Origin of the sequence: Streptomyces sp. NPDC002476 (assembly GCF_042889785.1) — a bacterium.
Classification (GTDB): domain Bacteria; phylum Actinomycetota; class Actinomycetes; order Streptomycetales; family Streptomycetaceae; genus Streptomyces.
Window position 1 is genome coordinate 13,724 of the sequence record NZ_JBIARH010000051.1, and the last position, 26,987, is coordinate 40,710.

Genomic DNA, 26,987 nt, shown 5'->3' on the forward strand with positions numbered 1-26,987 from the left:
GCACGACCCGAGGGGGTTTCATGAACACGGCGTCCACGCCGAACTGGAAGTCCGACACGGTACCGGCGGCGGGCGCCACCGTCCTGGAGGCGGTCGCCCACTGGGCGACCCGCACCCCGGACGGCATCGCGGTCGAGCACGGCGACACCGCCCTGACCTACCGGGAGCTGAACGAGCGGGCGGGCCGGCTGGCGCACCTGCTGCGCCGGTCCGGGGCGCGGGCCGAGGACCGGGTCGCCGTCTGCCTGGACCGCTCCCCGGAACTGGTCGTCTCGCTGCTCGCCGTGCTGCGGGCCGGCGGCGTGTACGTGCCGGTCGACCCCGGCTACCCCGCCGACCGCATCGCGTACATGATCGAGGACGCCGCCCCGAGGCTGCTCGTCACCGGCGGCGGTCTCGGGGCCGAGGCCGTCGTCGCGGCGACCGAGGCCGGTTCCCGCGTGATCGACCTCGACCACGTCGGGGCCGAGCTGCGCACCGGTCCGGCCGCCGCCCTCACGGCCGGTCCCGGCGCCGCCTCCGGCGCCGCGTACATGATCTACACCTCCGGTTCCACCGGCCGCCCCAAAGGCGTCGTCGTCCCGCACGCCGGACTCCCCGGCCTCGCCGCCGCGCACACCGCCGCGCTCGACCTGCGGTCCGGCGACAAGGTCCTCCAGTTCGTCTCGCCCAGCTTCGACGTCGCCATGGCCGACATGGTGATGACCCTCACCGCCGGGGCCACCCTCGTCCTCGCCCCCGGCCGGCCGCTCGGTGACGAACTGCTCAGGCTCCTCGCCGACCGCCGCGTCACCCACGTCATGCTGCCGCCCGTCGTCCTGGGCACCCTGCCCGCCGCCGACCTGCCGGCGCTGCGCACCGTCGTCGTCGGCGGCGAGGCCTGCCCCGACGACACCGTCGCGCGCTGGGCCACCGGCGGACGCCGCGTCATCAACGCCTACGGCCCCACCGAGGCCACCGTCTGCACCACGCTCTCCGCCCCACTGCCCGGCGACCGTACCGGCCCGCACCCCATCGGCCTGCCCATCGACGGCGCCCGCGCCCACGTCCTCGACGCCCGGCTGCGCCCCGTCGCCGACGGCGAGTGGGGCGAGCTGTACCTCGGCGGCCCGCTCGCCCGCGGCTACCACCGGCGCACCGGCCTCACCGCAGGGCGGTTCGTCGCCGACCCGTACGCCGAGCGGCCCGGCGACCGGCTCTACCGCACCGGCGACATCGTGCGCCGACGGCCCGACGGCGACCTGGAGTACGGCGGACGCGCCGACGACCAGGTGAAGATCCACGGCCTGCGCATCGAACCCGGTGAGATCGAGGCCGTCCTCGCCGACCACCCGGCCGTGCGCAGCGCCGTCGTCGTCGCCCGCGAGGACCGGCCGGGCCTCAAGCGCCTCGTCGCCTACCTCGTCGGCCACGACGGCGACCGCCCGTCCATGGCGGACGTCCGCGCGCACGCCGCCGCCGAACTGCCCGAAGCGATGACCCCGTCCGCGTACGTCGTCCTCGACGCGCTGCCGCTCACCGCCAACGGCAAGCTCGACCGGCGCTCCCTGCCCGCGCCCGAGGAGGACGCCGACCGCCCCTACACCGCCCCCCGGACACCTGCCGAGACCGCCGTGTGCGCGATCTGGGCCGATGTCCTCGGCGTGACGCGGGTCGGGGCCGACGACGAATTCCTCGACCTCGGCGGCGACTCCGTGCTCGCCCTCCAGGTCGTCACCCGCATCCGCGCCGAGCTGGGCGCGGTGCTCACCTGGCGCGCGCTCTTCGACCACCCGACACCGGCCGCGCTCGCCGCGCTCGTCGAGAGCGACCCGGACGGGGCACACGGCGAACCGGACCGTATCCCCGCGCTGACCGACCGGACCGGGCCGCTGGCCCTCGCGCCCGCCCAGCAACGCCTGTGGTTCCTGCACGAGTTCGCACCCGACAGTGTCGAGTACAACACCGCCGCCGCCCTGCGGATCAGCGGGGGACTGGACCTCGACGCGCTGCGCGCCGCCGTCGGCGACCTCGTCGCACGGCACGAGACCCTCCGCACCGTCTTCGAGAACCACGACGGCCGGCCCGTCCAGGTCGTGCGGCCCGAACTCGCCGTCCCCGTGAGGACCGTGGACCTCACCACGGAAACCGACGCCGACGGGTCCCTCGACCGGGTCCTCCTCGCCGAACAGTCCGTCCCGTTCGACCTGCGCACCGGCCCGCTGCTGCGCGTGCTCGCCGTCGCGCTCCGGCCCGGCGAGCACGTCGTCCTGCTCACCCAGCACCACATCGTCACCGACGGCTGGTCCGTCGGCGTCCTCGTGCGCGACCTGGGCGCCCTGTACGCGGCCCGCCGCGACGGCACGGCCACCACCGTCCTGCCCGAACTCCCCGTCCAGTACGCCGACTACGCCGCCTGGCAGCGCGCCCGCACCGAGGGCGACGCCCTGGACGCCCAGCTCGCCCACTGGCGCACCCGCCTCGCCGACCTGCCCGCGCTCGACCTCCCCACCGACCGGCCGCGCCCCGCCGTGCGTACCGCGGCCGGAGCGCTGCACACCTTCCACGTGCCTGCCGACCTCACCGAGCGCCTGACCGCCCTCGCCCGTCAGCAGCGGGCCAGCCTCTTCATGGCGCTGACGGCCGTGACCCAGCTGCTGTTCGCCCGCCACGGCGGACGCAGCGACATCGCCCTCGGCACCGTCACCTCCGGCCGCGACCACCAGGACACCGCGGACCTCGTGGGGTTCTTCGTCAACACCCTCGTGCTGCGCGCCGACATCGACGAGACCGGCTCCTTCCGCCACCTGCTCGACCGCACCCGCGGCATGGTCCTGGACGCCTTCGCCCACCAGGATGTGCCGTTCGACCGGCTCGTCGAGGCGCTCGCGCCCGAGCGGGACCCCAGCCGCACCCCGCTCGTGCAGGCCGCGCTCGTCCTGCAGAACGCCTTCGGCGACGCCGACGGCCTCGACGACTTCGCCGGACTGCCCGCCGCTCGCGTCCCCGTGCCGCGCGCCTCCGCCCGCTTCGACCTCACCCTCGAATTCTCGGCGCACGACGGCGGACTCGATGTCGAACTCGAGTACAGCACCGACCTGTTCGACGGCGTCACGATGCGGCGCCTGGGGCGTCAATGGGTGGATCTCGCCCAGGAGCTCACCGCCCACCCCGAGCGCCCCACGGCCGCCATCGGCCACCTCACACACGACGAACGCAACCGCATCGTCGAGGAGTGGGGACGCTCCGCCGTCGGCGCCGGAACCACGTCGCTGACCCTGCCCGCCCTGTTCGCCGCCCGTACCGCCGCGGCCCCCGACGCGCCCGCCGTCGAGCACGGCGACACCACCCTCACGTACGCCGAGCTGGACGCCGCCTCCGCCCGGCTCGCCCACCTGCTGCGCACCCGGGGCGTGGGCCGCGAGACCCGCGTCGCCGTCCTCCAGCCCCGCTCGGTAGACTGGCTGGTCAGCCTCCTCGCCGTCGTCAGGGCGGGCGGCGTCTACGTCCCCGTCGACCCGGAGTGGCCCGCACAGCGCCTCGACCACGTCCTGCGGGACTGCGGCGCCCGGCTCGTGATCCGCGCCGGCCACCCGGCCGACGCGCAGCCACCGACCCCGGCCGTCCTCGGCCTGCCCGTCCTCGACCTGGACGACCCCGGGGTCCGGCGCGAGACCGCCGCCCGGTCGGCCACCACGCCCGACGTGAGCATCCCCCTGGACGCCGCCGCGTACGTGATCTACACCTCGGGCTCCACCGGCCGCCCGAAGGGCGTCGTCGTCACCCACCGCGGCATCGCCGGTTTCGCCGCCGCGGCCTCCGCACGCCTGCGCACCGACCCGACCGCCCGCGTCGTCCAGCTCGCCTCGGCCGGGTTCGACGCCTCCGTCATGGAACTCCTCATGGCTTTCGGAGGCGGCGGCACCCTGGTCGTCCCCGACGGCCACGGCCCCCTCGTCGGCGAGGCACTCCACCGCTTCTTCGCCGAGCGGCGCATCAGCCACACCCTGATCCCGCCGACCGTCCTCGGCACCATGCCGCCCGGCGGCCTCCCGGACCTGAAGGTCGTCTCCACCGGCGGCGAGGCCTGCGGCCCGGACCTCGTGGCCCGCTGGGCCCCCGGCCGGACCATGGTGAACGCGTACGGCCCGACCGAGGTGACCATCGCCGCCTCGATGAGCCGCGAACTGAACCCCGGCGCGGGTGCCCCGCCGATCGGCGAACCCGTCGCCGACGCGCGCGTCGCCGTCCTCGACCCCTGGCTCCGCCCCGTACCCGTCGGGGTCGTGGGAGAGCTGTACGTGTCCGGCCCGGGTCTCGCCCGCGGCTACCACGACCGGGCCGGTCTCACCGCGGAGCGCTTCGTCGCCGACCCGGCCGGAACGGGCGGCCGGCTCTACCGCACCGGCGACCTCGCCAGCTGGCACACCGACGGCCAACTCGCCTACCAGGGACGGGCCGACGACCAAGTCAAGCTCCGCGGTCTGCGCATCGAACTCGGCGAGATCGAGGCCGTTCTCGCCCGCCACCCGTCCGTCGCGCAGTCCGCCGCCGTGGTACGCGAGGACCGCCCAGGCCACCCGCGGATCGTCGCCTACGTGACCCCGGCCCGCCCCGGCGCCCGTCCGGACGCCGACATCCTGCGCGGGCACGCCGCCGCCGAACTCCCCGCGTACATGGTGCCGTCGGCCTTCGTCGCGCTCGACCGGATGCCGCTCAACTCCAGCGGCAAGACCGACCGCAAGGCCCTGCCCGCACCGGACACCGACGGCACGGCCGGGCACGTCACCCCGCGCACCGACACCGAACGGACGCTCTGCGAGATCTGGACCGATGTCCTCGACCTGGCGGACATCGGCGTGGAGGACAACTTCTTCGCCCTCGGCGGCGACTCCATCCTCAGCATCCAGGTCGTCACCCGCGCCCGCCAGGCCGGACTCGACCTGACCTCCCGCGACATCTTCGCCCACCAGACCGTCGCCGCCCTCGCCGCCCACGCCGACGCCGCGGACAGCCGCAGCACGCCGACCGTGCGCGCCGAACAGGGCACGCTGCGGGGCGAGTTCCCCACCACCCCCATCCGCGACTGGTTCTTCACCACGCATCCCGTGGCCCCGCACCACTTCAACATGGCGATGGAGCTGACCCCCGCGCGCGGCACCCGTCCGGACGCCCTGCGCGCCGCCGTCGCCGCGGTCCTCGACCAGCACGACGCCCTGCGGTCCGTCTTCCCCCTCGGCACGGACGGCGTCCGCCACGGCCGCATCGAGCCGACCGTCGACATCGACGCCGTCCACACCGTCCACCCGCTTCCCGAGGGGCCGGCCGGCGACACCGCGTGGGCCGACCTCACCCACCGCGCCCAGCGCGGAATCGACCTCGACCACGGACCCCTGGTACGGATCCTCGCCGCCGTACAAGGCGAAGGACCCGACCGCGAGGTCACCCGGATCCTCGTCGTCGTCCACCACCTCGTCATGGACGGCGTCTCCTGGCGCATCCTCCTCGACGACCTCGCCACCGCGCACACCCGGATCAGCGACGGACACCCCGCCGGCCTCGGCCCCAAGACCACCTCCGTACGCCAATGGGCCGACCGCCTCGCCGCACACACCCGCGACGGCGGCTTCGACGACCAGCGCCCCTACTGGGACCGCGTCCTCGACGGCGCCCACACCGGCCCACTGCCCGCGGACCTGCCCGACGGCGCCGACACCGTCGCCCACCAGCGGACCGTGACCGTCGCGCTCGACACCGACGAGACCGACGCCCTGCTGCACACCGTCCCGCCCGTCTACCGGACCAGGGTCGACGACGTCCTGCTGACCTGTCTGGCACGTGTGCTGCGCACGTGGACGGGGCGGGAGCGGACGGCGGTGGACTACGAGGGTCACGGGCGGGAGGACCTGTTCGACGACATCGATCTGACGCGTACGGTCGGCTGGTTCACCACCATCCACCCCTTCGCGCCCTCCCTGCCCGAGGCGGGGGACGGCGACGACTTCGGGGCCGCGGTCAAGGCCGTCAAGGAACAACTGCGCGCGGTCCCCGATCGGGGCATCGGCTACGGCGCGCTGCGCCACCTCGCCCCCGACACCCCCTTCACCGACCACCCCGCACCCCGCATCAGCTTCAACTACCTCGGCCGCATGGACGCCTCCACCGCCGACCACGACTGGATCCGGTCGACCACCCTGAACCCTGGCGGCGAATTCGCCCCCGACGAGGCCCGGCCCCACGAACTCGACGTCATCGGCGAAATCCGCGACGGCCGCCTCACCCTCACCTGGACGTACTCCGGCGCCCGCCACCACCGCACCACCGTCGAACGCCTCGCCCACGCACTGGCCGACGACCTGCGCGGCTACCTGAGCCACTGCGCCGACCCCGCGAACGGCGGGCGAACCCCGTCCGACCACCCCCTCGCCGGTCTCGACCAGACCGAGACCGACCGCATCGCCGGCAACGGCCGCACCGGCGTCGCCGACATCCTTCCCCTCACCTCCCTCCAGGCGGGCATGGTCTTCCACGCCCTCGCCGAACCCGGCTCACCGACCTACGTCGAACAGTTCTGCTTCCTCCTGGAGGACACCGAGGGCCGGACCATCGACACCGCCGCCCTCGTCGACGCCTGGCAGCACACCGTCGACCGGTCCGACGCCCTGCGCGCCGTCCCCGTCTGGGACGGACTGCGCCACCCCGTCCAGGTCGTCCACGACAACGTCACGCTGCCGGTCACCGTCCTCGACTGGACCGACACACCCGGCGAGGAACCGGCAGAGGCCGAGCGACGCCGCGAGGTCGCGCTGCGCGATCTGCTCGCCGCGGACCGCGCGCAGGGCATCGACCTCGCAACGGCACCGCTCATGCGGCTCGTCCTCATCCGCTGCGCTCCCCACCGGACACGGGTCGTGTGGACCTTCCACCACCTGCTCCTCGACGGCTGGAGCACCGCCGCACTGCTCGACGACGTCATCAGCCGCTACGCGACCGGCACCGCCGCCCCCAGGCCCCCCTTCCGCCGCCACCTCGCCCACCTCCACGAGCGGGCCGGGCAGCGCGCGGCGGGCCTCGACCACTGGCGCACCGCGCTCGCCGGCTTCACGGAGCCGACCGCACTGCCCCACGACCGCGCCCCGCAGGACACAACCGGGCACGGCCGCTCCACCGCGCACGTCGCCCGCACCGCGTCCGAAGCGCTCTCCGCCCAGGTCACCGCGTTCGCCCGGCGCCACCACCTGACGGTCAACGCCGTCGTCCAGGGCGCCTGGGCCCTGCTGCTCTCCCAGTACGCGGGCACCCGTGACATCGTCTTCGGGACGACCGTGTCCGGCCGGCCGGCCGACCTGCCCGGGGCGGAGGAGATCCTCGGCCTGTTCATCAACACCCAGCCGGTACGCGTCGGCATCGACCACGGCCGGTCGGTCACCGCGTGGCTCACCGCCCTCCAGGCCGCGCACGCCGAGGCCCGCCGTCACGAGCACATCGCACTCAGCGACATCCCGACCGAACTGCCCCCGGGAGCCCGGCTCTTCGAGAGCCTGCTGGTGTTCGAGAACTACCCCATCGACACCGACCGTGTGCAACGGTTCGGCCTGGCCCTGCGCGACATCCAGGTGACCGAGACCACCAACTACCCGCTCGTACTGACCGCCTACGCCGCCGGAGACCTCAGCTTCGACCTCGGATACGACCCCGGCCGCTTCGACGCGAGCACCGCGGAGCGTCTCGCCGCCCACCTGGAACACCTCCTCGACGCCCTCACCGGCTCGCACCCCGACACCCTGCTCGGAGACCTGTCGGTCCACTCCGACGACGAGCTGCGGCGCGTCCTCGACGAGTGGAGCGACGGCGGGGGCAGCGCCTCCCACGGCCGTTCGGTCGTCGCCGCCTTCGCGGAACGGGCCGCGTCCGGCCCGGGTGCGGTGGCGGTGCGATGCGGTGACGTCGCCCTGACCTACGCGGAGTTGGACACGTCCTCGGACCGGCTCGCGCGTGTGCTGGTCGAGCGGGGCGTGAGGGCCGAGACCAGGGTCGGCCTGCTGCTGGAACGGTCGGTGGACGTCGTCGTCGCGATGCTGGCCGTGCTCAAGTCCGGCGGCGTGTACGTGCCGTTGCACGCCTCGTACCCGGAGGAGCGACTGCGCCGCGTGCTGGGGCAGTGCGGCGCCCGGGTCGTCGTGACCGACACTGCGATGGCGTCGCGCGCCGCCGCGGCGGCCGTGCCCGTGGTGCGGGTGGACGAGGCGCCGCGCAACGAGAGTGTTCTGCCGGCGTCGACGGGTGACGCCTCTTTGGCGTATGTGATGTTCACGTCGGGGTCGACGGGTGTGCCGAAGGGTGTGGCGGTCACGCATGGGGACATCGTTGCGTTGGCGGCGGACGGTCGTTGGGGTTCGGGTGGGCATGGGGTGGTGTTGTTCCATTCGCCGCATTCGTTCGATGCGGCGACGTATGAGGTGTGGGTGCCGTTGCTGAACGGCGGGACCGTGGTCGTGGCGGAGGCGGAGTTGAGTGCGCCGGTGGTGCGTGAGGCGGCCCGGTCCGGGGTGTCGTCGGTGTTCTTGACGAAGGCGTTGTTCGATGTGTTGGCGGGGGAGGATCCGGGGTGTTTCGCGGGTCTGCGTGAGGTGTGGACGGGTGGTGAGGCGGCGTCGGGTGTGGCGATGGCGCGGATGCTGGAGTACTGCCCGGACACGGAGCTGATCCATGTCTACGGCCCGACGGAGTCGACCACGTTCGCGCTCTGTGGCCGGCTTGGGGCCGAGGACACGAGCGGGTCCGCCGTCCCCCTGGGATCGGTCATGGACAACACCCGGGCGTATGTGCTGGATGCCGCGCTGCGGCCGGTGGGTGTGGGTGTGCCGGGCGAGTTGTATCTGGGCGGTTCGGGTCTGGCGCGTGGTTATGACGGCAGGTCCGATCTGACGTCGGAGCGGTTCGTGGCGGACCCGTTCGGTGAGGGCGACAGGCTGTATCGCACGGGGGATGTGGTGCGGTGGCGGGCGGATGGCCGGCTGGAGTTCCTGGGCCGTGGTGACGGCCAGGTGAAGATTCGTGGTTTCCGTATCGAGGTCGCCGAGATCGAGGCGGTCCTTGCCCGGCATGCCTCGATCGGTGTGGTGTCGGTGCAGGTCCGGGAGGACCGGCCCGGCGTGAAGCGTCTGGTCGCCTATCTGGTCCCGACCGCGAGTCAGGTCCTGGACATGAACGAGATCCGGGAACACCTGGCCGATGTGCTGCCGGAGTACATGGTGCCGTCGGCGTTCGTCGTCCTGGACGAACTGCCGCTCACCGTCAACGGGAAGGTGGACCGCAGGGCGCTGCCCGCGCCGGAGGCGGGGGAGGCGTACGTCGCCCCGCGCACCGATACCGAGAGGATCCTCGCGGGTATCTGGGCGGAGGTCCTCGGTGTCGAACGCCTCGGCGTCCACGACGACTTCTTCGCGCTGGGCGGTGACTCGATCTCCAGCCTGAAGGTCGTCTCGCGTCTGCGCGGCGCCCTGGGCACGGGCATGTCACCACGCGCGCTGTTCGACCACCCGACCGTCGCGGCCCTGGCCGGACAGGTCGCCGGTGACGAGCCGGAGCAGCCGGGGATCCTCCCCGCGCCCCGGAACGGGCCGCTCCCGCTGTCCTTCGCCCAGGAACGCCTCTGGTTCCTGAGCGACTACGACCGGGACGGCGTCGAATACAACGTCGTCACCGCGCTCCGGCTCACGGGCGATCTGGACGTCATGGCGCTGCGGGCGGCCGTGGCCGGGCTCGTCGCCCGGCACGAGGCCCTGCGTACGACCTTCGACTCGGTCGACGGCCGGGGCGTCCAGACCGTCCACGCACCGGGCGACCTGGAAGTCCCGGTACGCGAGACCGGACTGGACGAGGCGTTCCACGAGGCCGTCTCGGTCCCGTTCGACCTGGTCGCGGGCCCCCTGCTCCGGGTCCTCCTCGCACGGCCCTCCGAGCGGGAGCACGTCCTCGTCCTCGCGATGCACCACATCGTGACCGACGGCTGGTCCATGGGCGTGATCACCCGCGAGCTGAGCGCGCTGTACACCGCCGCCGTACGCGGCGAGGACGCCGGCCTCCCGCAGTCCCCGGTCCAGTACCCGGACTTCGCCGTCTGGCAGCGCGAACGCCTGGACGTCGAAGGCGCGCTCGGTGACGAACTCGCCTACTGGAAGGAGAAGCTGGCGGACCTCGAACCGCTGGAGCTGCCCACCGACCGGCCGCGGCCCGCCGTGCGGGGAACGGGTGGCGCCCTGCACGCCTTCGACGTGCCGGCCGCGCTCACCGACCGGCTCACGGAGACCGGGCGCACCCGAGGTGCGAGCCTGTTCATGTCCCTGACCGCCGTCACCCAGCTGCTCCTGTCCCGGTTCGCCGGACGCCGGGACATCGCGCTCGGGACCGTCGTGTCCGGACGGGAACGGGCCGAACTGGAGAACCTCGTCGGCTTCTTCGTCAACACACTCGTCCTACGGACCACGATCGACGAGACGCGGAGCTTCGACGACCTGCTGACACGGGTGCGCGGAACCGTGCTGGACGCGTTCGCGCACCAGGACGTGCCGTTCAGCCGGCTCATCGAGGAACTGGCCCCTGAACGCGACACCTCCCGCACCCCGCTCGTCCAGGCCATGCTGGTCCTGCAGAACACCCCGCGGCCGGAGTTCGAGTTGCCGGGCGTGCGCGTGACGGAGTTCGTGCCGCCCCGTGACACGGCCCAGTTCGATCTGCACCTGGAGTTCCAGCCGGGCCGCGACGGCGGTCTGGAGGCCGTCATGGTGCACAGCGACCTGTTCGACGCGGCGACCGTGGACCGGCTCGCCCGGCACTGGCTTGCCCTGGCGGAGGCGCTGACGGCCGCGCCCGGGCTGCCGCTGCGCGCCCACGACCCCATGGACTCCGCCGAGCGGCGCCTGCTGCTCGACACCTGGAACGAGACCGGTGACCCGGGCGTCCCCGCCCTGTCCCCGCTCACGCTGTTCGAGGAGCGGGCACGGGCGGTGCCGCAGGCGCCGGCGGTCACCTTCGGGGACACCACGATCGACTACGGGGAGCTGAACGACCGGGCGGAGCGGCTGGCCGGGCGGCTCGCCGCCCAGGGCGTGGGCCCCGAGGCCCGTGTAGGACTGGTGCTGCCGCGCTCGATCGACCTGATCGTGGCCGTACTCGCGGTGCTGAAGGCGGGTGGTGCGTACGTGCCGGTGGACCCGGCGGCCCCGGCCGACCGGATCGGATACATCATGGAGGACAGCGCGGCACAGCTCGTCATCACGCATCCGGACGTACGGGACGTCCTGCCGCCCGACGCTGCGGCGGACCGGCCGCTGCTGGTGCTCGACGGCGATGCCCCCGGTGCCGGCGTCCCCGCCGCCGGCCGGGCCCGCACCGGGGGGCCGCTGTCCCCGGAGTCCGCCGCCTACGTCATCTACACCTCCGGCTCCACCGGCCGCCCCAAGGGCGTGGTCGTCACCCACGGCAACGTGGCCCGCCTTCTGGCCGCCGCCCGCGAGGACTTCTCCTTCGGCGCCGAAGACGTCTGGACGATGTTCCACTCCTACGCCTTCGACTTCACCGTCTGGGAGCTGTGGGGCGCGCTCGCGCACGGCGGCCGGCTCGTGGTGGTCGACAAGGACGTCGCCCGCTCGCCCGCGGACTTCGCCCGGCTGCTGGACCGCGAACGGGTGACGGTCCTCAACCAGACGCCCTCCGCCTTCTACCGCCTCGTCGAGGAGATCGACCGGATCGGCGGCGGACTGCGGGAACGGCTGGCGCTGGACACCGTCGTCTTCGGCGGCGAGGCGCTCGACTGGACCCGGATCGGCTCCTGGGTGGAGCGCTCCGGTGTCGACGGGCCCCGGCTGGTCAACATGTACGGCATCACCGAGACGACCGTGCACGTCACCAGCCGTCCCGCCGAGGCGGCCTTCGCCCGCGGGGGCTCCGGGAGCGTCATCGGCCGGGCCATGCCCCACCTGCGCGCCTACGTCCTGGACGACGCGCTGCGGCCCGTGCCCACCGGGGTGCGCGGCGAGCTGTACATCGCGGGCGGCGGCCTCGCCCGCGGCTACCTGGAGCGGCGCGGGCTCAGCGCGGTGCGGTTCGTCGCCGACCCGTACGGCGAGGCGCCCGGGCAGCGCATGTACCGGACCGGCGACACGGCCCGTTGGAACGCGGCCGGAATGCTGGAGTACCTGGGCCGCAGCGACGACCAGGTGAAGATCCGCGGCTTCCGCATCGAACTCGGCGAGATCGAGGCCCAGGTCGTCCGGCATCCGCTGGTCGCCCAGGGCGCAGTCGTCGTCCGCGAGGACCGGCCCGGCGACCGTCGGCTCGTGGCCTACGTCGTTCCGCGGGCCGACGGCGACCCGGCCGCGGTGGTCGCGTCGTTCGACGACCGGCCGCTGCGGGAGACCCTGGGGGCCGCTCTGCCCGACTACATGGTGCCCGCGGCCTTCGTCCCGCTCGAACGGCTCCCGCTCACGGTCAACGGCAAGCTCGACCGCAGGGCGTTGCCGGCCCCCGAATACGGCAGCCGGGCCGACCACGTCGCGCCGCGCACCCCCACGGAGGAGGCGCTCGCCGAGATCTGGTCGGAGGTGCTGGGGCTCGAACGAGTCGGTGTCGAGGACGACTTCTTCGGCCTGGGCGGAAACTCGGTTCTGAGTCTTCGCGTCGTTGCTAGGGTCCGAACCGTGTTCGACATCAACCCCTCGGCCCGTGTCATGTTCGACCATCCGACCATTGCGCTGCTCGCCCGGCAGGTCGAGGAGTTGATCATCGCGGAGATCGAGGAAGCGATGGCCGCGGAGGGAATGGACCTCGACCTCATGGACGGCGATCCGGAGTAGTCCGGCGCGGCACCGCACGACAAGGGCGTCGTCGCGCGCAGGCAAGGCGCGACGACGGACGACACACGACACGTACGACACGTGTGCGCGACCGACTGGGCGAGCGAGAAGCGAATCCGGTCGGTCGCGCACACGCGCCTTTCCCTGCCCCGCGGCCGGGATTCCGAACGACATTCGTTGATGCTTGATGTGAGTGAGGGAGCTTTCCATGGACGCCGCGTCGTCGCGTGAGGGCCGCATCGATTCGCTGCCGGAGCACGTGCGGGAGAAGCTGCGGCAGCGGCTCGCGGGACGCGCCGGCTCCGCCCGTCGCACGGGCATCGAACCTGTCGACCGTTCGCAGGACCGCCCGCTGCCGCTTTCCTTCGCGCAGCAACGGCTCTGGTTCCAGGGGGAGTACGAGCCCGAATCCACCGAGAACCACTCCGGCCTCGCCCTGCGGCTGACCGGCTCCCTCGACCCGGCCGCGCTGCGCGGAGCCGTGGACTCCCTGATCACCCGGCACGAGGCGCTGCGGACGGTGTTCGGGGCGGAGGACGGCGTCGCACGGCAGATCGTCCTCCCGGCCCGGGAAGCCGTCTCCCGCACACCCTTCCGCCACATCGACCTGACCGCCGACGCCGGGCCGGCCGACGGCTTCGAGACCGCCGACGCCGCGTCGCTCGGAGTCGAGGCCGCCGAGGTGGCGGCCCTCGGCGTGGAGGCCATCTGCGACCGGCTGTTCACCGCCGCCATGGACGAGCCCTACGACCTGCGCACCGGCCCCCTGCTGCGGGTCCTGCTGGTCCGCACGGGCGCCGACGAGCACCGGCTGCTCCTGGCGATGCACCACATCGTCACCGACGGCGCCTCCATGGAGATCGTGGTCCGCGAACTGCGCGTCTGCTACGCGGCCGTGCTGCGCGGCGAGTCCGCCGCGCTCCCGCCCCTCCCGGTCCAGTACGCCGACTACGCCGCCTGGCAGCGCGCCCGCCACGCCGACAAGTCCTTCGACCGGCACCTCGGGTACTGGCGCGACCGTCTCGCCGGCCTCGAACCGCTCGCGCTGCCCACCGACCGCCCTCGTCCGGCGGTCCGCCGCGGCATCGGCGCGGTTCACACCTTCACGCTGCCCGCCGACGTCGCCGCAGCCCTCCACGACCTCTCCCGCACCCGCTCCACCAGCCTCTTCGTCACGCTCACCGGCCTCGTGCAACTGCTGCTCGCCCGGTACAGCGGACAGGACGACATCGCGGTCGGCACGGCCGTCCCGGGACGCGAACGCGCCGAAGTCGAAAACCTCGTCGGGTTCTTCATCAACATCCTCGTCCTGCGCTCCGGAATCGACCGCGACGCCTCTTTCGCCACCTACCTCGACGGCGTCCGGGAAACCGTCCTGGAGGCGTTCGACCACCAGGACGTCCCCTTCGAGCGGCTCGTGGAGATCCTCGCACCGGAGCGCGACACCTCCCGCACCCCGCTCATCCAGTCCATGGTCGTCCTCCAGAACACCCCGGCGGAGTCCACGGAGTTCGAAGGACTCCGCGTCACCCGCGGAAACCTGGTCCGCCGCCAGGCCCCGTACGACATCAGCTGGGAATTCGAGGAGTTCGAGGACACCGACGCGCCCGAGGAGGGCGGGACCGGGCGCCCCGGCCTGCACTGCGCCGTCGAGTACGACGCCGACCTCTTCGAACCGGACACCGTCGAACGGCTCGGCCGCCACTTCGTCGCCCTCGTCCGCGCCGTCGCCGCCGCACCCGACGCCCCCCTCGCCGCGCACGACCTCCTCGACGCGGACGAACGCGCCGCCGTCACCGCCCTCGGCGCCGGCGACACCCGCCCCGAGGCCGCCCACGGTGTCATCCCCGCGCACTTCGCCGAGCAGGCCGCCCGGACCCCCGACGCCCCCGCGCTCACCAGCGGCGGTCACACGCTCGCCTACCGCGAACTCGACGAGCGCGCCAACCGACTGGCCCACCACCTGATCGCCTCCGGGGTACGCCCCGAGGAGCCCGTCGCCGTCTGCCTCACACGCCGCGCCGACCTCGTCGTCGCCGCCCTCGCCGTTCTCAAGGCAGGCGGCGCCTACCTGCCCGTCGACCCGGCGCTGCCCGTCGGCCGCGTCTCCTGGATGCTCGGCGAGAGCCGCGTACGGACCACCGTCACCGAACAGTCCCTCACCGCCCTCGTCACCGACGCGGCCACCGACGCGGACCGCCCCGTCACCACGGTCGTCGTGGACGAACCGGTCACGACCGAGCGCATCGCGGCCCTCCCCACCACGGCTCCCGGAGCCGTCGCCGCGCTGCGCCCCGACAACGTCGCGTACGTCATCTACACCTCCGGCTCCACCGGCCGCCCCAAGGGCGTCCAGGGCCTGCACGCCGGACTCCTCAGCCGCTGGGCCTGGTTCGCCGAGACCCACCCCCGATGGCGGGCCTCCGTCGTCTGCGCCAAGAGCTCCATCGGCTTCCTCGACAGCGCCACCGAGATCCTCGGCACCCTGCTCCACGGCGGCCACGTCGTCCTCGCCACCGACGAACAGGCCAAGGACCCCCTCGCCCTCGCCGCCCTCGTCGCCGAGCACGCCGTCGAACGCCTCACCCTCGTCCCCAGCCTGCTCTCCGTCCTCCTCGACGAGGCCGACCCTGCCGCCCTCGCCACCTGCCGCTGCTGGATCAGCAGTGGCGAACCCCTCAGCCGCGCCCTCGTCTCCCGCTTCGCCGAGCGACTGCCGCACGCCACCCTGCTCAACCTCTACGGCTCCTCCGAGATCAGCGCCGACAGCGTCGCCGAGACCGTCGCCGCCGAAGGCTCCACCGACCCGGCGGGCGTCCGCATCGGCGCCCCGCTGTGGAACAACGGCGCCCACGTCCTCGACGAGCGGCTGCGCCCCGTCCCGCAGGGCGTCGCGGGCGAGCTGTACATCTCAGGGGCCGGCCTCGCCCGCGGCTACGACGGCCGCCCCGCCCTCACCGCCGAACGCTTTGTCGCCGACCCGTCCGGCGACGGCGGACGGCTCTTCCGCACCGGCGACCTCGCCCGCTGGACCGCCGACGGCACCCTCGAACACCTCGGCCGCGCCGACGACCAGGTGAAGGTCCGCGGATTCCGCATCGAACCCGGCGAGATCACCGCCGCCCTGCGCAGCCACCCCGATGTCGCCGACGCCGCCGTTGTCGTCCGCGACGACCACAACGGCGTCGCGCGCCTCGCCGGGTACCTCGTCCCCGCACCCGGCCGGCCCGCCCCGGACCCCGCCGCCCTGCGCGACCTCGTCCGCCGCGGACTGCCCGACTACATGGTCCCGTCCGCCTTCGTCACCCTCGCAGGGCTGCCCACCACCTCCAGCGGAAAGCTCGACCGCCGCGCCCTGCCCACCCCGGAATGGGCCGAGACCGCCGCATACATCGCCCCCCGCAACGCCACGGAGGAATCCCTCGCCGACCTGTGGAGCGAGGTTCTCGGCGTCGAACGCGTCGGCGTCGACGACGACTTCTTCGCCCTCGGCGGCCACTCCCTGCTCGCCACCCGCGTCGTCAGCCGGGTCCGCGAACGCCTCGGCGTCCCCCTCGCCGTACGCGACCTGTTCGACACCCCGCGCCTCGCCGACCTCGCCGCCACCGTCGAGGCCGCCACGAGCGCGGCCGGGACCGACGACGCGGCCCCCGCCCGCCCCGAGCCGCGCATCGTCCCCGTCCCCAGGACCGGCCCGCTGCCGCTCTCGTACGCGCAGGAACGCCTCTGGTTCCTGGAGGACTTCGCCCCCGGATCCGTCGAATACAACGTCTCCGGCACCCTCCGCCTCACCGGCGACCTCGACCGGGCCGCCCTGCGCACCGCCGTGGACGGCCTCGTCGCCCGCCACGAATCGCTGCGCACCACCTTCGGATCGGCCGGCGGACGCGGCGTCCAGCACATCCACCCCGCCGAGGATGTCGTCGTCCCGCTCCGCACCGTGCGCGTCGGCACCCCCGAGGAACTCGACGCCGTCCTCGCAGCGGAGGCCGCCACCGCGTTCGACCTGCGGACCGGCCCACTGCTGCGCGTGCTGCTGACGCGGCTCTCCGAGCGGGAGCACGTCCTCGTCCTCTCGATGCACCACATCGTCACCGACGGCTGGTCCATGGGCGTCATCACCCGCGAACTCAGCGCCCTCTACACCGCCGCCGTCCACGGCACGAGTCCCGAACTTCCCGAACTCCCCGTCCAATACCCCGACTTCGCCGTCACTCAGCGCGAGCAGCTGGCCGGGGACGCCCTGGACGACCAGCTCCGCCACTGGCACGAACGGCTCGACGGCCTGGAGCCCCTGGAGCTGCCCACCGACCGGCCCCGCCCGGCCGTACGCACCTCCGCCGGCGCCCTGCACACCTTCGACGTCCCCGCCGACCTCGCCGCCCGACTCGCCCGCGCCGGCCAGAACCGCGGCGCGAGCCTGTTCATGGCCCTCACCGCCGTCACCCAGCTGCTGCTCGCCCGTCACAGCGGGCAGACGGACATCGCCCTCGGCACCGGAGTCTCCGGCCGGCAGTCGCCCCAGGTCGAAGACCTCGTCGGCTTCTTCGTCAACACCCTCGTCCTGCGCAATCGCATCGACGAGAGCGAGACCTTCGCCCAACTCCTCGACCGCACCCGCGACATGGTCCTCGATGCCTTCGCGCACCAGGACGTGCCGTTCAGCCGGCTCATCGAGGAACTGGCCCCCGAGCGCGACACCTCCCGCACGCCGCTCGTCCAGGCCATGATCGTCCTGCAGAACACCCCGCGCTCCTCCTTCGACCTCCCCGGCCTGCACGCCGAAGCCGTCGAATCGGTGCGCAACTCCGCGCAGTTCGACCTCACCTTCTCCTTCGCCGAGCAGGACGGTCGCCTGCTGGCGGGCGCCGAGTACAGCACCGACCTGTTCGACGCCGCCACGGTGGAGCAACTCTGCCGCCAGTGGCTCGACCTGGCCCGCCTCGTCTGCGGCGCCCCGGACCGCGCCCTGGCGACCGTGAACCACCTCGCCGACGACGAACTGCGCCGCATCACCGACGTCTGGGGCGTCTCGACCGTCGGCTCCGGAACGACCCCGCTCACGCTCCCCGAGCTGCTCACCGCGCGCGCCGCCGAGGCCCCGACCGCCGTCGCCGTCGAACACGGCGACACCACCCTCACCTACGCCGAGCTCGACGCCGCCTCCGCCCGCGTCGCGAGGCTGCTGACCGCACGCGGCGTACGCGCCGAGGCGCGCGTCGCCGTCGCCGTGCCCCGCTCCGCCGACTGGCTCGTCAGCCTGCTCGGTGTCATGCGCGCAGGTGGCGTGTACGTGCCCGTGGACCTTTCGTGGCCGGCCCAGCGACTGGAATTCGTCCTCCAGGACTGCGACGCCCGCCTGGTGCTGTGCGCCGCCGAGGAGGCGGAAGCGGGAGCCGGTGCGGGGGCCGCGGCCGGTGCCGTGGCGAGTGAGGACGGACGGACGGTCAGGGACGTCCTCCGGCAGAGCGGCGCGCCGGTCGTCCACCTGGACGGGACGACGGTGCCGGGGGCGTCGGAGCCGGGCCGGGAAGTCATCGGCGACGGTGCCGGCGTGGACGTCGACGGCCTGCCAGTCCGCGTCGACGCGGCGGCGTACATGATCTACACCTCGGGCTCCACCGGCCGCCCCAAGGGCGTCGTCGTCACCCACCGCGGCATCGCCGGCTTCGCCGCCGCCGTGGTGGACCGGCTGCGGGTCGGGCGCGACGCACGGGTGGTCCAGCTCGCGTCCGCGGGCTTCGACGCCTCCGTCATGGAACTGCTCATGGCCCTCGGCGGCGGCGCCGCCCTCGTCGTCCCGGACGTCCCGGGCCCCGTCGTGGGCGACGCGCTGTTCGGGGTCTTCCGCGACCGGTGCATCAGCCACACCCTGATCCCGCCGACCGTCCTCGGCACCATGCCCTCCGGCGATCTCCCGGACCTCAGGGTCGTCGCCACCGGCGGCGAGGCGTGCGGTCCGGAGCTGGTCGCCCGCTGGGCGCCCGGCCGGACCATGGTGAACGCGTACGGCCCCACCGAGGTGACCATCGCCGCCTCGATGAGCGGCGCCCTCGCACCGGGCACGGGCGCCCCGCCGATCGGCGAACCCGTCGCCGACGCGCACGTCGCCGTCCTCGACCCCTGGCTCCGCCCCGTGGGAGTGGGCGTCGCCGGTGAACTGTACGTCTCGGGCCCGGGCCTCGCCCGCGGCTACCACGGCAGGGCCGGGCTGACCGCCGAGCGTTTCGTCGCCGACCCGTCCGGCACCGGCGGCCGGCTCTACCGCACCGGTGACGTGGCCCGCTGGCGGGCCGACGGACAGCTGGAGTACGTGGGCCGCGCCGACGACCAGGTCAAGCTGCGGGGCCTGCGCATCGAACTGGGCGAGATCGAAACCGTCGTCGCCCGCCATCCGCAGATCGGCCAGGCGGCCGTCATGGTCCGCGAGGACCGTCCGGGAACCCAGCGGATCGTGGCGTACGTGACAACCGACGCGGCGACGGAGCCGGTCGGCACGGAGGCGCTGCGCGCGCACGCCGCAACCGAACTCCCCGCGTACATGGTGCCGTCCGTGTTCGTCCTGCTCGACTCCCTCCCGGTGAACTCCAGCGGCAAGGTCGACCGCCGTGCCCTGCCCGCCCCGGAGGCCGAGAGCGACGGCGGACACGTCGCCCCGCGCACCGACACCGAGCGCGCGCTGTGCGCGATCTGGGCCGACGTGCTCCGGGTCGAACGGGTCGGAGTGGAGGACAACTTCTTCGCCCTCGGCGGCGACTCCATCCTCAGCATCCAGGTCGTCACCCGCGCCCGCCAGGCCGGACTCGACCTGACCTCCCGCGACATCTTCGCCCGCCAGACCGTGGCAGCCCTCGCCGCCGTCGCGGGCACGCCCGGAGCGGGCAGCGCCGACGGCGGGACCGCCGAACAGGGCCCCGTCTCCGGCGAGGTCGGCACCACCCCGGTGCGCGAGTGGTTCTTCGAGACCCACACCGTCGCCCCCGGCCACTTCAACATGGCCATGGACCTCGAACTCCCCGCCGCGACGGACCCGGCGGCGCTCCGCGAGGCCGTACGGGCGGTGCTGTCCCAGCACGACGCGCTGCGCTCGACGTTCACCCGGCCGGCCGACGGCTCCTCCCGCTGGACCGGCACGATCACGGAGACCGCCGAAGCGGACCGGCACGTCACCGAGCACGACCTGACCGCCGCGCCCGACCAGGACATCGCCTGGTCCCAACTGGCCGCCGAGGCCCAGTCGAGCCTGGACCTGGAGCACGGTCCCCTCGTCCGCTTCCTCGTGGGCCGACGAGGCGGGGAGCGGCACACCCGGCTCCTGATCGTGGCCCACCACCTGGTGGTGGACGGCGTGACCTGGCGCATCCTCCTCGACGACCTGCGCTCGGCGTACGAGCAGGCCGCCGCGGGCCGCACGCCCGACCTGGGCCGGAAGACCACCTCCGTGCGTCAGTGGGCCGACACCCTCGCCGCGCACACCCGCGACGGCGGTTTCGACGACCAGCGTCCCTACTGGACCTCCGTTCTGGACGGTGCGGACCCCGATCTGCCGCGCGACTTCCCCCCGGCGACCGGCGACGCGTGCGACGCACGCTCCGCCGTCGAGAACACGGTCGGTTCGCTCCGCTCCGTGTCGGGCTCGCTGTCGGTGGAGGAGACGGAGGCGTTGGTTCAGCGGGTGCCGGCGGTGTATCGGACGCAGGCGAATGATGTGTTGTTGACGGCGTTGGCGCGGGTGTTGCGTGGGTGGACGGGGCATGACCGGGTTCCGGTGTCGTTGGAGGGGCACGGTCGTGAGGAGCTGTTCGCGGGTGTGGATCTGACGCGCACGGTGGGGTGGTTCACGTCGGTGTATCCGGTGGCCCTGGGGTTGTCGGACGACGACGTGGACGGTGACGACGCGTGGGGTCGTGACCTGAAGTCGGTGAAGCAGCAGCTGCGGGCCGTTCCGGACCGTGGCGTCGGTTACGGCGCGCTGCGCCACCTCGGCGGTGGCCTGGAGGGCCTGGCCGAGGGCGACCCGCAGATCACCTTCAACTACCTCGGCCGCCTGGACATGGCGAACACCGACGGCGCCGCCGAGGCGGGGGAGCCCGGCTGGTACCGCTCCGCCGCCCTCAACCCCGGCGGCGAGCACAACCCCGATGAGCGCCGCACCAGCCTGATCGACGTCACCGCCGGTCTGGCGGACGGCCGACTCGTCTTCTCCTGGGCCTATTCGGCCGATGTGCATCGTGAGGAGACGGTCCGGGGGTTGGCGGAGGCGTTCGCCGCGGAGTTGGTGGCGTGCGTGGCGCATTGCGAGGGCGAGGGTGCGGGTGGGTGCACTCCGTCGGACTTTCCGCTGGTGAGGTTGAGCCAGGCGGAGGTGGATCGTGTCGTCGGCGACGGTCGTGGGGCGGAGGACATCTATCCGCTGACGCCGTTGCAGGCGGGGATGCTGTTCCACGCGTTGGCGGAGCCCGGCTCGCCGGCGTATCTGGAGCAGTTCGTGTTCCGGGTCGACGGTGTGACGGACGTCGAGCGGTTCGCACGGGCGTGGCAGACGGTCGCGGGGCGTTCGGACGCGCTGCGGGTGTCGCTGGCGTGGGAGGGCCTGCCGGAACCGGTACAGGTCGTCCACCGCGACGTGACGGTTCCGATCACCCTCCTCGACTGGACGGATGCCGACGACGCCGGGCAGGAGACCCGGCTGCGCGAGTTCCTGGACACCGACCGGGCCCAGGGGATCGACCTCGCTTCCGGGCCCTTGATGCGGGTGACATTGGCGCGGGTGTCGGCTGACGCGGTGCGGGTCGTGTGGACGTTCCATCACGTGCTCCTGGACGGGTGGAGCACGGCCGCGCTGGTCCCGGACGTGCTGGCCGCCCATGCGGACGAGGCCGGCACCGCGGCGAAGGTGTCGCGGGGTTCGTTCGGCGAGTACGTGCGCTGGCTGGCAGGTCAGGACGTGGTGGCGGGTCGGGCGTTCTGGCGTGATCGGCTGGCGGGCGTGACGGAGCCGGCGGCGCTGCCGTATGACCGTCTGCCCGGCGAAGTGGAGCGGGGCCGGTCGAGCGGTCGGGTGCCGGTGGTGCTGGATGCCGCGGTGGCGGATGGTGTCGGCGCGTTCGCGCGGCGGCATCGTCTGACGGTGAACGCGGTGGTGCAGGGCGCGTGGGCGCTGCTGCTGTCGCAGTGCGCGGGTGTGTCCGCTGCGTCGGCTGACGTGGTGTTCGGGACGACGGTGTCGGGGCGTCCGGCGGATCTGCCGGGCGTGGAGGACATCCTCGGCCTGTTCATCAACACGGTGCCCGTGCGGGTGCGGGTGGATCCGTCGGCGTCGGTGGTGTCGTGGCTGGAGGGCGTCCAGTCGGACCTGGTGGAGTCGCGGCAGTACGAGTACGTGGCGTTGTCGGACATCGAGACGGATCTGCCCACGGGTGTGTCGCTGTTCGACAGCCTGGTGGTGTTCGAGAACTACCCGGTGGACGCGGCCGCCGCCGAGGGGCATGGCCTGTCGGTCAGCGGCGTCCAGGCGGTCGAGTCGACGAACTACGCGCTGACGCTGATCGCCGCGGCGGTGGGCGAACGGCTCGACATGACCCTCGCCTACGATGCCGCGCTTCTCGAGACGAAGACGGCCGAGCTGATGGCGGAGCGGCTGGCGCACGTCATCACGACGCTGCTGGAGAACGCCGAGACCGGCCTCGGCCGCCTGGAACTGCTCACCTCGCGAGAGCGCACGCAGGTCCTGGACCGGTGGTCCGACGGCGGTGGTCCGGCCGCCGCCGATGCCTCGGTCGTGGCCGCCTTCGCGGAGCGGGTGGCTTCGGATCCGGGTGCGGTGGCGGTGCGGTGCGGTGATGTCGCGCTGACGTATGCGGAGTTGGACGGGGCGTCGGATCGGCTGGCCGGTGTGCTGGTCGAGCGGGGTGTGGTCGCCGAGGCGCGGATCGGGCTGCTGCTGGAGCGGTCGGTGGACGTGGTGGTGGCGATGCTGGCCGTGCTGAAGGCCGGCTGTGTGTACGTACCGTTGCACGCCTCGTACCCCCAGGACCGGCTCCGCCAGGTGCTCGCCCAGTCCGGCAGCTGTGTGGTGGTGACGGATCGGGACGTTGCCGAGGTCGGCGGGGTGCCCGCGGTTCCTGTGGGTGCGGCGCCGGTTGGTTCGGTCGTGGTTTCGGCGCGAGTCTCGTCGCAGTCTCTGGCGTACGTGATGTTCACGTCGGGGTCGACAGGTGTGCCGAAGGGCGTGGCGGTCACCCATGGCGACATCGTGGCGCTGACGGCGGACAGCCGTTGGGGTTCGGGTGGGCATGGGACGGTGCTGTTCCATTCACCGCATTCGTTCGACGCGGCGACGTACGAGGTGTGGGTGCCGTTGCTGAACGGCGGCACGGTCGTGGTGGCCGAGGCGGAACTGAGCGCGCGGGCCGTCCGGGACGCCGTGGCGTCGGGTGTGACGGGGCTGTGGGTGACCGCGGCTCTGTTCGGCGTGCTCGTGGAGGAGGACCCTGCGTGCTTCGCGGGTCTTCGGGAGCTCTGGACAGGTGGCGACGCGGTTCCCGCTGCCGCTGCCCAAAGCCTGCTGGAATCCTGCCCCGAGCTGGTTCTCGTCAACGGCTACGGTCCGACGGAATCCACGACCTTCGCGGTGTCCGGCCCCCTGGCGCCGGAGGACGTGTCCGGTGGTTCGGTGCCGTTGGGCCGGGCCATGAACAACACCCGGGCCTACGTGCTGGATGCGTCCCTGCGGCCGGTCGGTGTGGGCATCGCCGGCGAGCTCTATCTCGGGGGTGCCGGTCTTGCCCGGGGCTACGACGGGCGTGCGGATCTGACGTCGGAGAGGTTCGTCGCGGATCCGTTCGGCGACGGTGGCCGGCTGTATCGCACGGGTGACGTGGTGCGCTGGCGTGAGGACGGCCGCCTCGACTTCCTCGGCCGTGGCGACGGGCAGGTCAAGATCCGTGGCTTCCGGATCGAGGTCGCCGAGATCGAAACCGTACTCGCGCGTCATTCTTCAGTGGGAGTGGTGTCGGTCCAGGTCCGGGAGGACCGGCCGGGCGTGAAGCGCCTGGTCGCCTACCTCGTCCCGGCCGTCGCGGGAGACATGGACATCGTGGCGGTGCGCGAGCACGCCGCGTCCGTTCTGCCGGAGTACATGGTGCCGTCCGCCTTCGTCGTTCTGGACGAGTTGCCGCTGACGGTCAACGGCAAGGTGGACCGAAAGGCCCTGCCCGCGCCCGAGTACGAAACGGCGGAGGAGCACGTCGCGCCGCGCACCGATGCCGAGCGCGCTCTGGCCGCCATTTGGGCGGACGTCCTCGGGGTCGAACAGGTCGGCGTTCACGACGACTTCTTCGCCCTGGGCGGCGACTCCATCTCCAGCCTGAAGGTGGTCTCCCGGCTTCGGGGCGTCCTGGGCACGGGCCTGTCCCCGCGCGCACTCTTCGATCACCCCACCGTCGCGGCTCTCGCCGGGCAGATCGCCCTGGACGAGCCGGCCGACGAGGCCGGCGTGCTCCCAGTGCCGCGCACCGGCCCGCTTCCGCTGTCCTTTGCCCAGGAACGCCTCTGGTTCCTGCACGACTTCGACCGTGAGGGCGTCGAGTACAACATCACCGGCGCCCTGCGCCTGACGGGCGACCTGGACGTTGCGGCGCTGCGTGCGGCCGTGGCCGGGCTCGTCGCCCGGCACGAGGCCCTGCGTACGACCTTCGACTCCGTCGACGGCCGCGGCGTCCAGACCGTCCACGCACCCGAAGACATCGACGTTCCGGTGCGGACCGTGGCGCTCAGCGCTCCGGAAGACCTGGACGCGGCGCTCGCGGCCGAGGCGGCGAAACCCTTCGATCTGCGCACGGGCCCGCTGGTCCGGGTGCTGCTGGTCCGTCTCTCCGAGCGTGAGCACGTGCTGGTGCTCGCGATGCACCACATCGTGACCGACGGCTGGTCCATGGGCGTGGTCACCCGTGAGCTGAGCGCGCTGTACGCCGCAGCCGTGCGTGGCGAGGAAGCGGCTCTGCCGGAGCCGCGCGTTCAGTACCCGGACTTCGCGGTCTGGCAGCGCGAGCATCTGGCAGGAGACGCGCTCGATGGTCAACTCGACCACTGGCGTGGGAAGCTGGCCGGTCTGGAGCCGTTGGAGTTGCCGACGGACCGGCCGCGTCCGGCCGTGCGTACCTCGGCCGGCGCCCTGCACACGTTCGAGGTTCCGGTGAGCCTCGTCGACCGGCTCAGGGCGGCGGGACAGGAGCGCGGCGCGAGCCTGTTCATGGGGCTGACGGCGGTGACGCAGTTGCTGCTTTCGCGTTACAGCGGCCAGCGGGACATCGCGGTCGGCACAGCCGTCTCGGGTCGTGAGCGCACAGAGCTGGAGAACCTCGTAGGGTTCTTCGTCAACACCCTTGTCCTGCGTACCCGGATCGACGACGCGCGGACCTTCGGCGAGTACCTGGACGACGTGCGGTCCACGGTGCTGGACGCGTTCGCTCATCAGGACGTGCCGTTCAGCCGGCTCATCGAGGAACTGGCCCCCGAACGCGACACCTCCCGCACCCCGCTCGTCCAGGCCTTCGTGTCCCTGCAGAACACCCCGCCCGGCGAATTCCGCCTTCCTGGTCTTCAGGCGACGGAGCACGCGGTGCCCCGTGAGGCGGCTCAGTTCGAGCTGGGCCTGCACTTCCAGGAGACCGACGGCGGCGGCCTCGTCGCAGTCGTCGAGTTCAGCACCGATCTGTTCGACCGGACCACGGTCGAGCGGCTGTGCCGCCACTGGCTGACGCTTGCCGAACAGCTTCTCGCGGATCCCCGGCTCACGCTCTCGCGCGTCGGCATGCTGGAGGCGGACGAGCTGGAGCAGGTGCTGCTCGGCTGGGCGGGTCCTGGTGTGGGTGTGGGTGGTCGTTCGGTGGTGGAGTTGGTTGCGGGGCGTGTGGGGGCTGTTCCTGGGGCGGTTGCGGTGGTGTGTGGTGGGGAGTCGTTGACGTATGAGGTGTTGTGGCGTCGGGTGGAGGTGCTGGCTGGGCATTTGGTGGGGTTGGGTGTGGGTGTGGAGTCGCGGGTGGGGGTGTCGTTGCCGCGGTCGGTGGATTTGGTGGTGGCGGTGTTGGCGGTGTTGCGGGCGGGTGGTGCGTATGTGCCGTTGGATCCGGAGTATCCGTCGGACCGGTTGGAGTTCATGCGTGCGGACAGTGATGTGCGTGTGGTGATCGATGCGGCTTTGATGGGTGGGGAGATGCTGTCGGCGGAGCTGCCGGCGGTGGGGTCGGTGTCGATGGTGTCGGCGGCGTATGTGATTTATACGTCGGGTTCGACGGGTCGTCCGAAGGGTGTGGTGGTTCCGCATGCGTCGGTGGCGGGGCTGGTGGAGTGGGCGGTGTCTCTCGGGAGCGGTCGGTTCTCGCGTGTGCTGTTCTCGACGTCGTTGAATTTTGATGTGTCGGTGTTCGAGTTGTTCGGGACGCTGGCTGCGGGTGGGACGTTGGAGGTGGTGCCGGACGTTCTGGCTCTGGCGGAGCGGGGGTCGTGGTCGGGTTCGTTGGTGTCGGCGGTGCCGTCGGCGTTCGCGGCGGTGCTGGAGCAGGACGCCCGGGTGGACGCGGGTCTGGTGGTTTTGGCGGGGGAGGCGTTTCCGTCGAGTCTGCGGGAGCGGATCGGTCGGGTGATGCCGGGTGCGGCGGTCGCGAATCTGTATGGTCCGACCGAGGCGACCGTCTATGCGACCGGCTGGTTCTCGGAGCGGGACGAGGAGAGTGCCGGATCGATGGTGCCGATCGGCAGGAATGTGGCGGGTAAGGGCACGTATGTGCTCGACGCCTTCCTTCGTCCGGTTCCGGTGGGTGTGTGGGGTGAGTTGTATCTTGCGGGTGGTCTGGCGCGGGGTTATCACGAGCGTCCGGGGCTGACGGCGGAGCGTTTTGTCGCTGATCCGTTCCGTGAGGGTGGTCGGCTGTATCGCACGGGTGATGTGGTGCGTTGGCTTGTGGACGGGTCGCTTGAGTATGCGGGTCGTGGCGATGACCAGGTGAAGGTGCGTGGTTTCCGGATCGAGCTGGGTGAGATCGAGAGTGTTCTTGTTGCGCACGAGCAGGTGGGCCGGGCCGTTGTTGTCGCTCGTGAGGATCGGCCGGGGGTGAGGCGTCTGGCCGCGTATGTGGTGGCCGACGGTTC

Annotated in this window: 2 protein-coding genes; both read left to right on the forward strand. The window is 72.6% G+C overall.

The annotated features are described in order from the left end of the window. Positions 1–20: 20 nt before the first annotated feature. Positions 21–12,836, forward strand: a complete 12,816-nt coding sequence (locus tag ACFYXM_RS33195; protein ID WP_389295072.1) for an amino acid adenylation domain-containing protein — start codon at positions 21–23, stop codon at positions 12,834–12,836. 208 nt (positions 12,837–13,044) lie between these two features. Then, positions 13,045–26,987 (forward strand): amino acid adenylation domain-containing protein (locus ACFYXM_RS33200; RefSeq protein ID WP_389295074.1); only part of this gene is annotated, 13,943 nt, incomplete at its 3' end.

Excerpts from the sequence above, each read along its gene's own strand:
- ACFYXM_RS33195 (WP_389295072.1), top strand. The coding sequence starts at position 21 with ATGAACACGGCGTCCACGCCGAACTGGAAGTCCGACACGGTACCGGCG.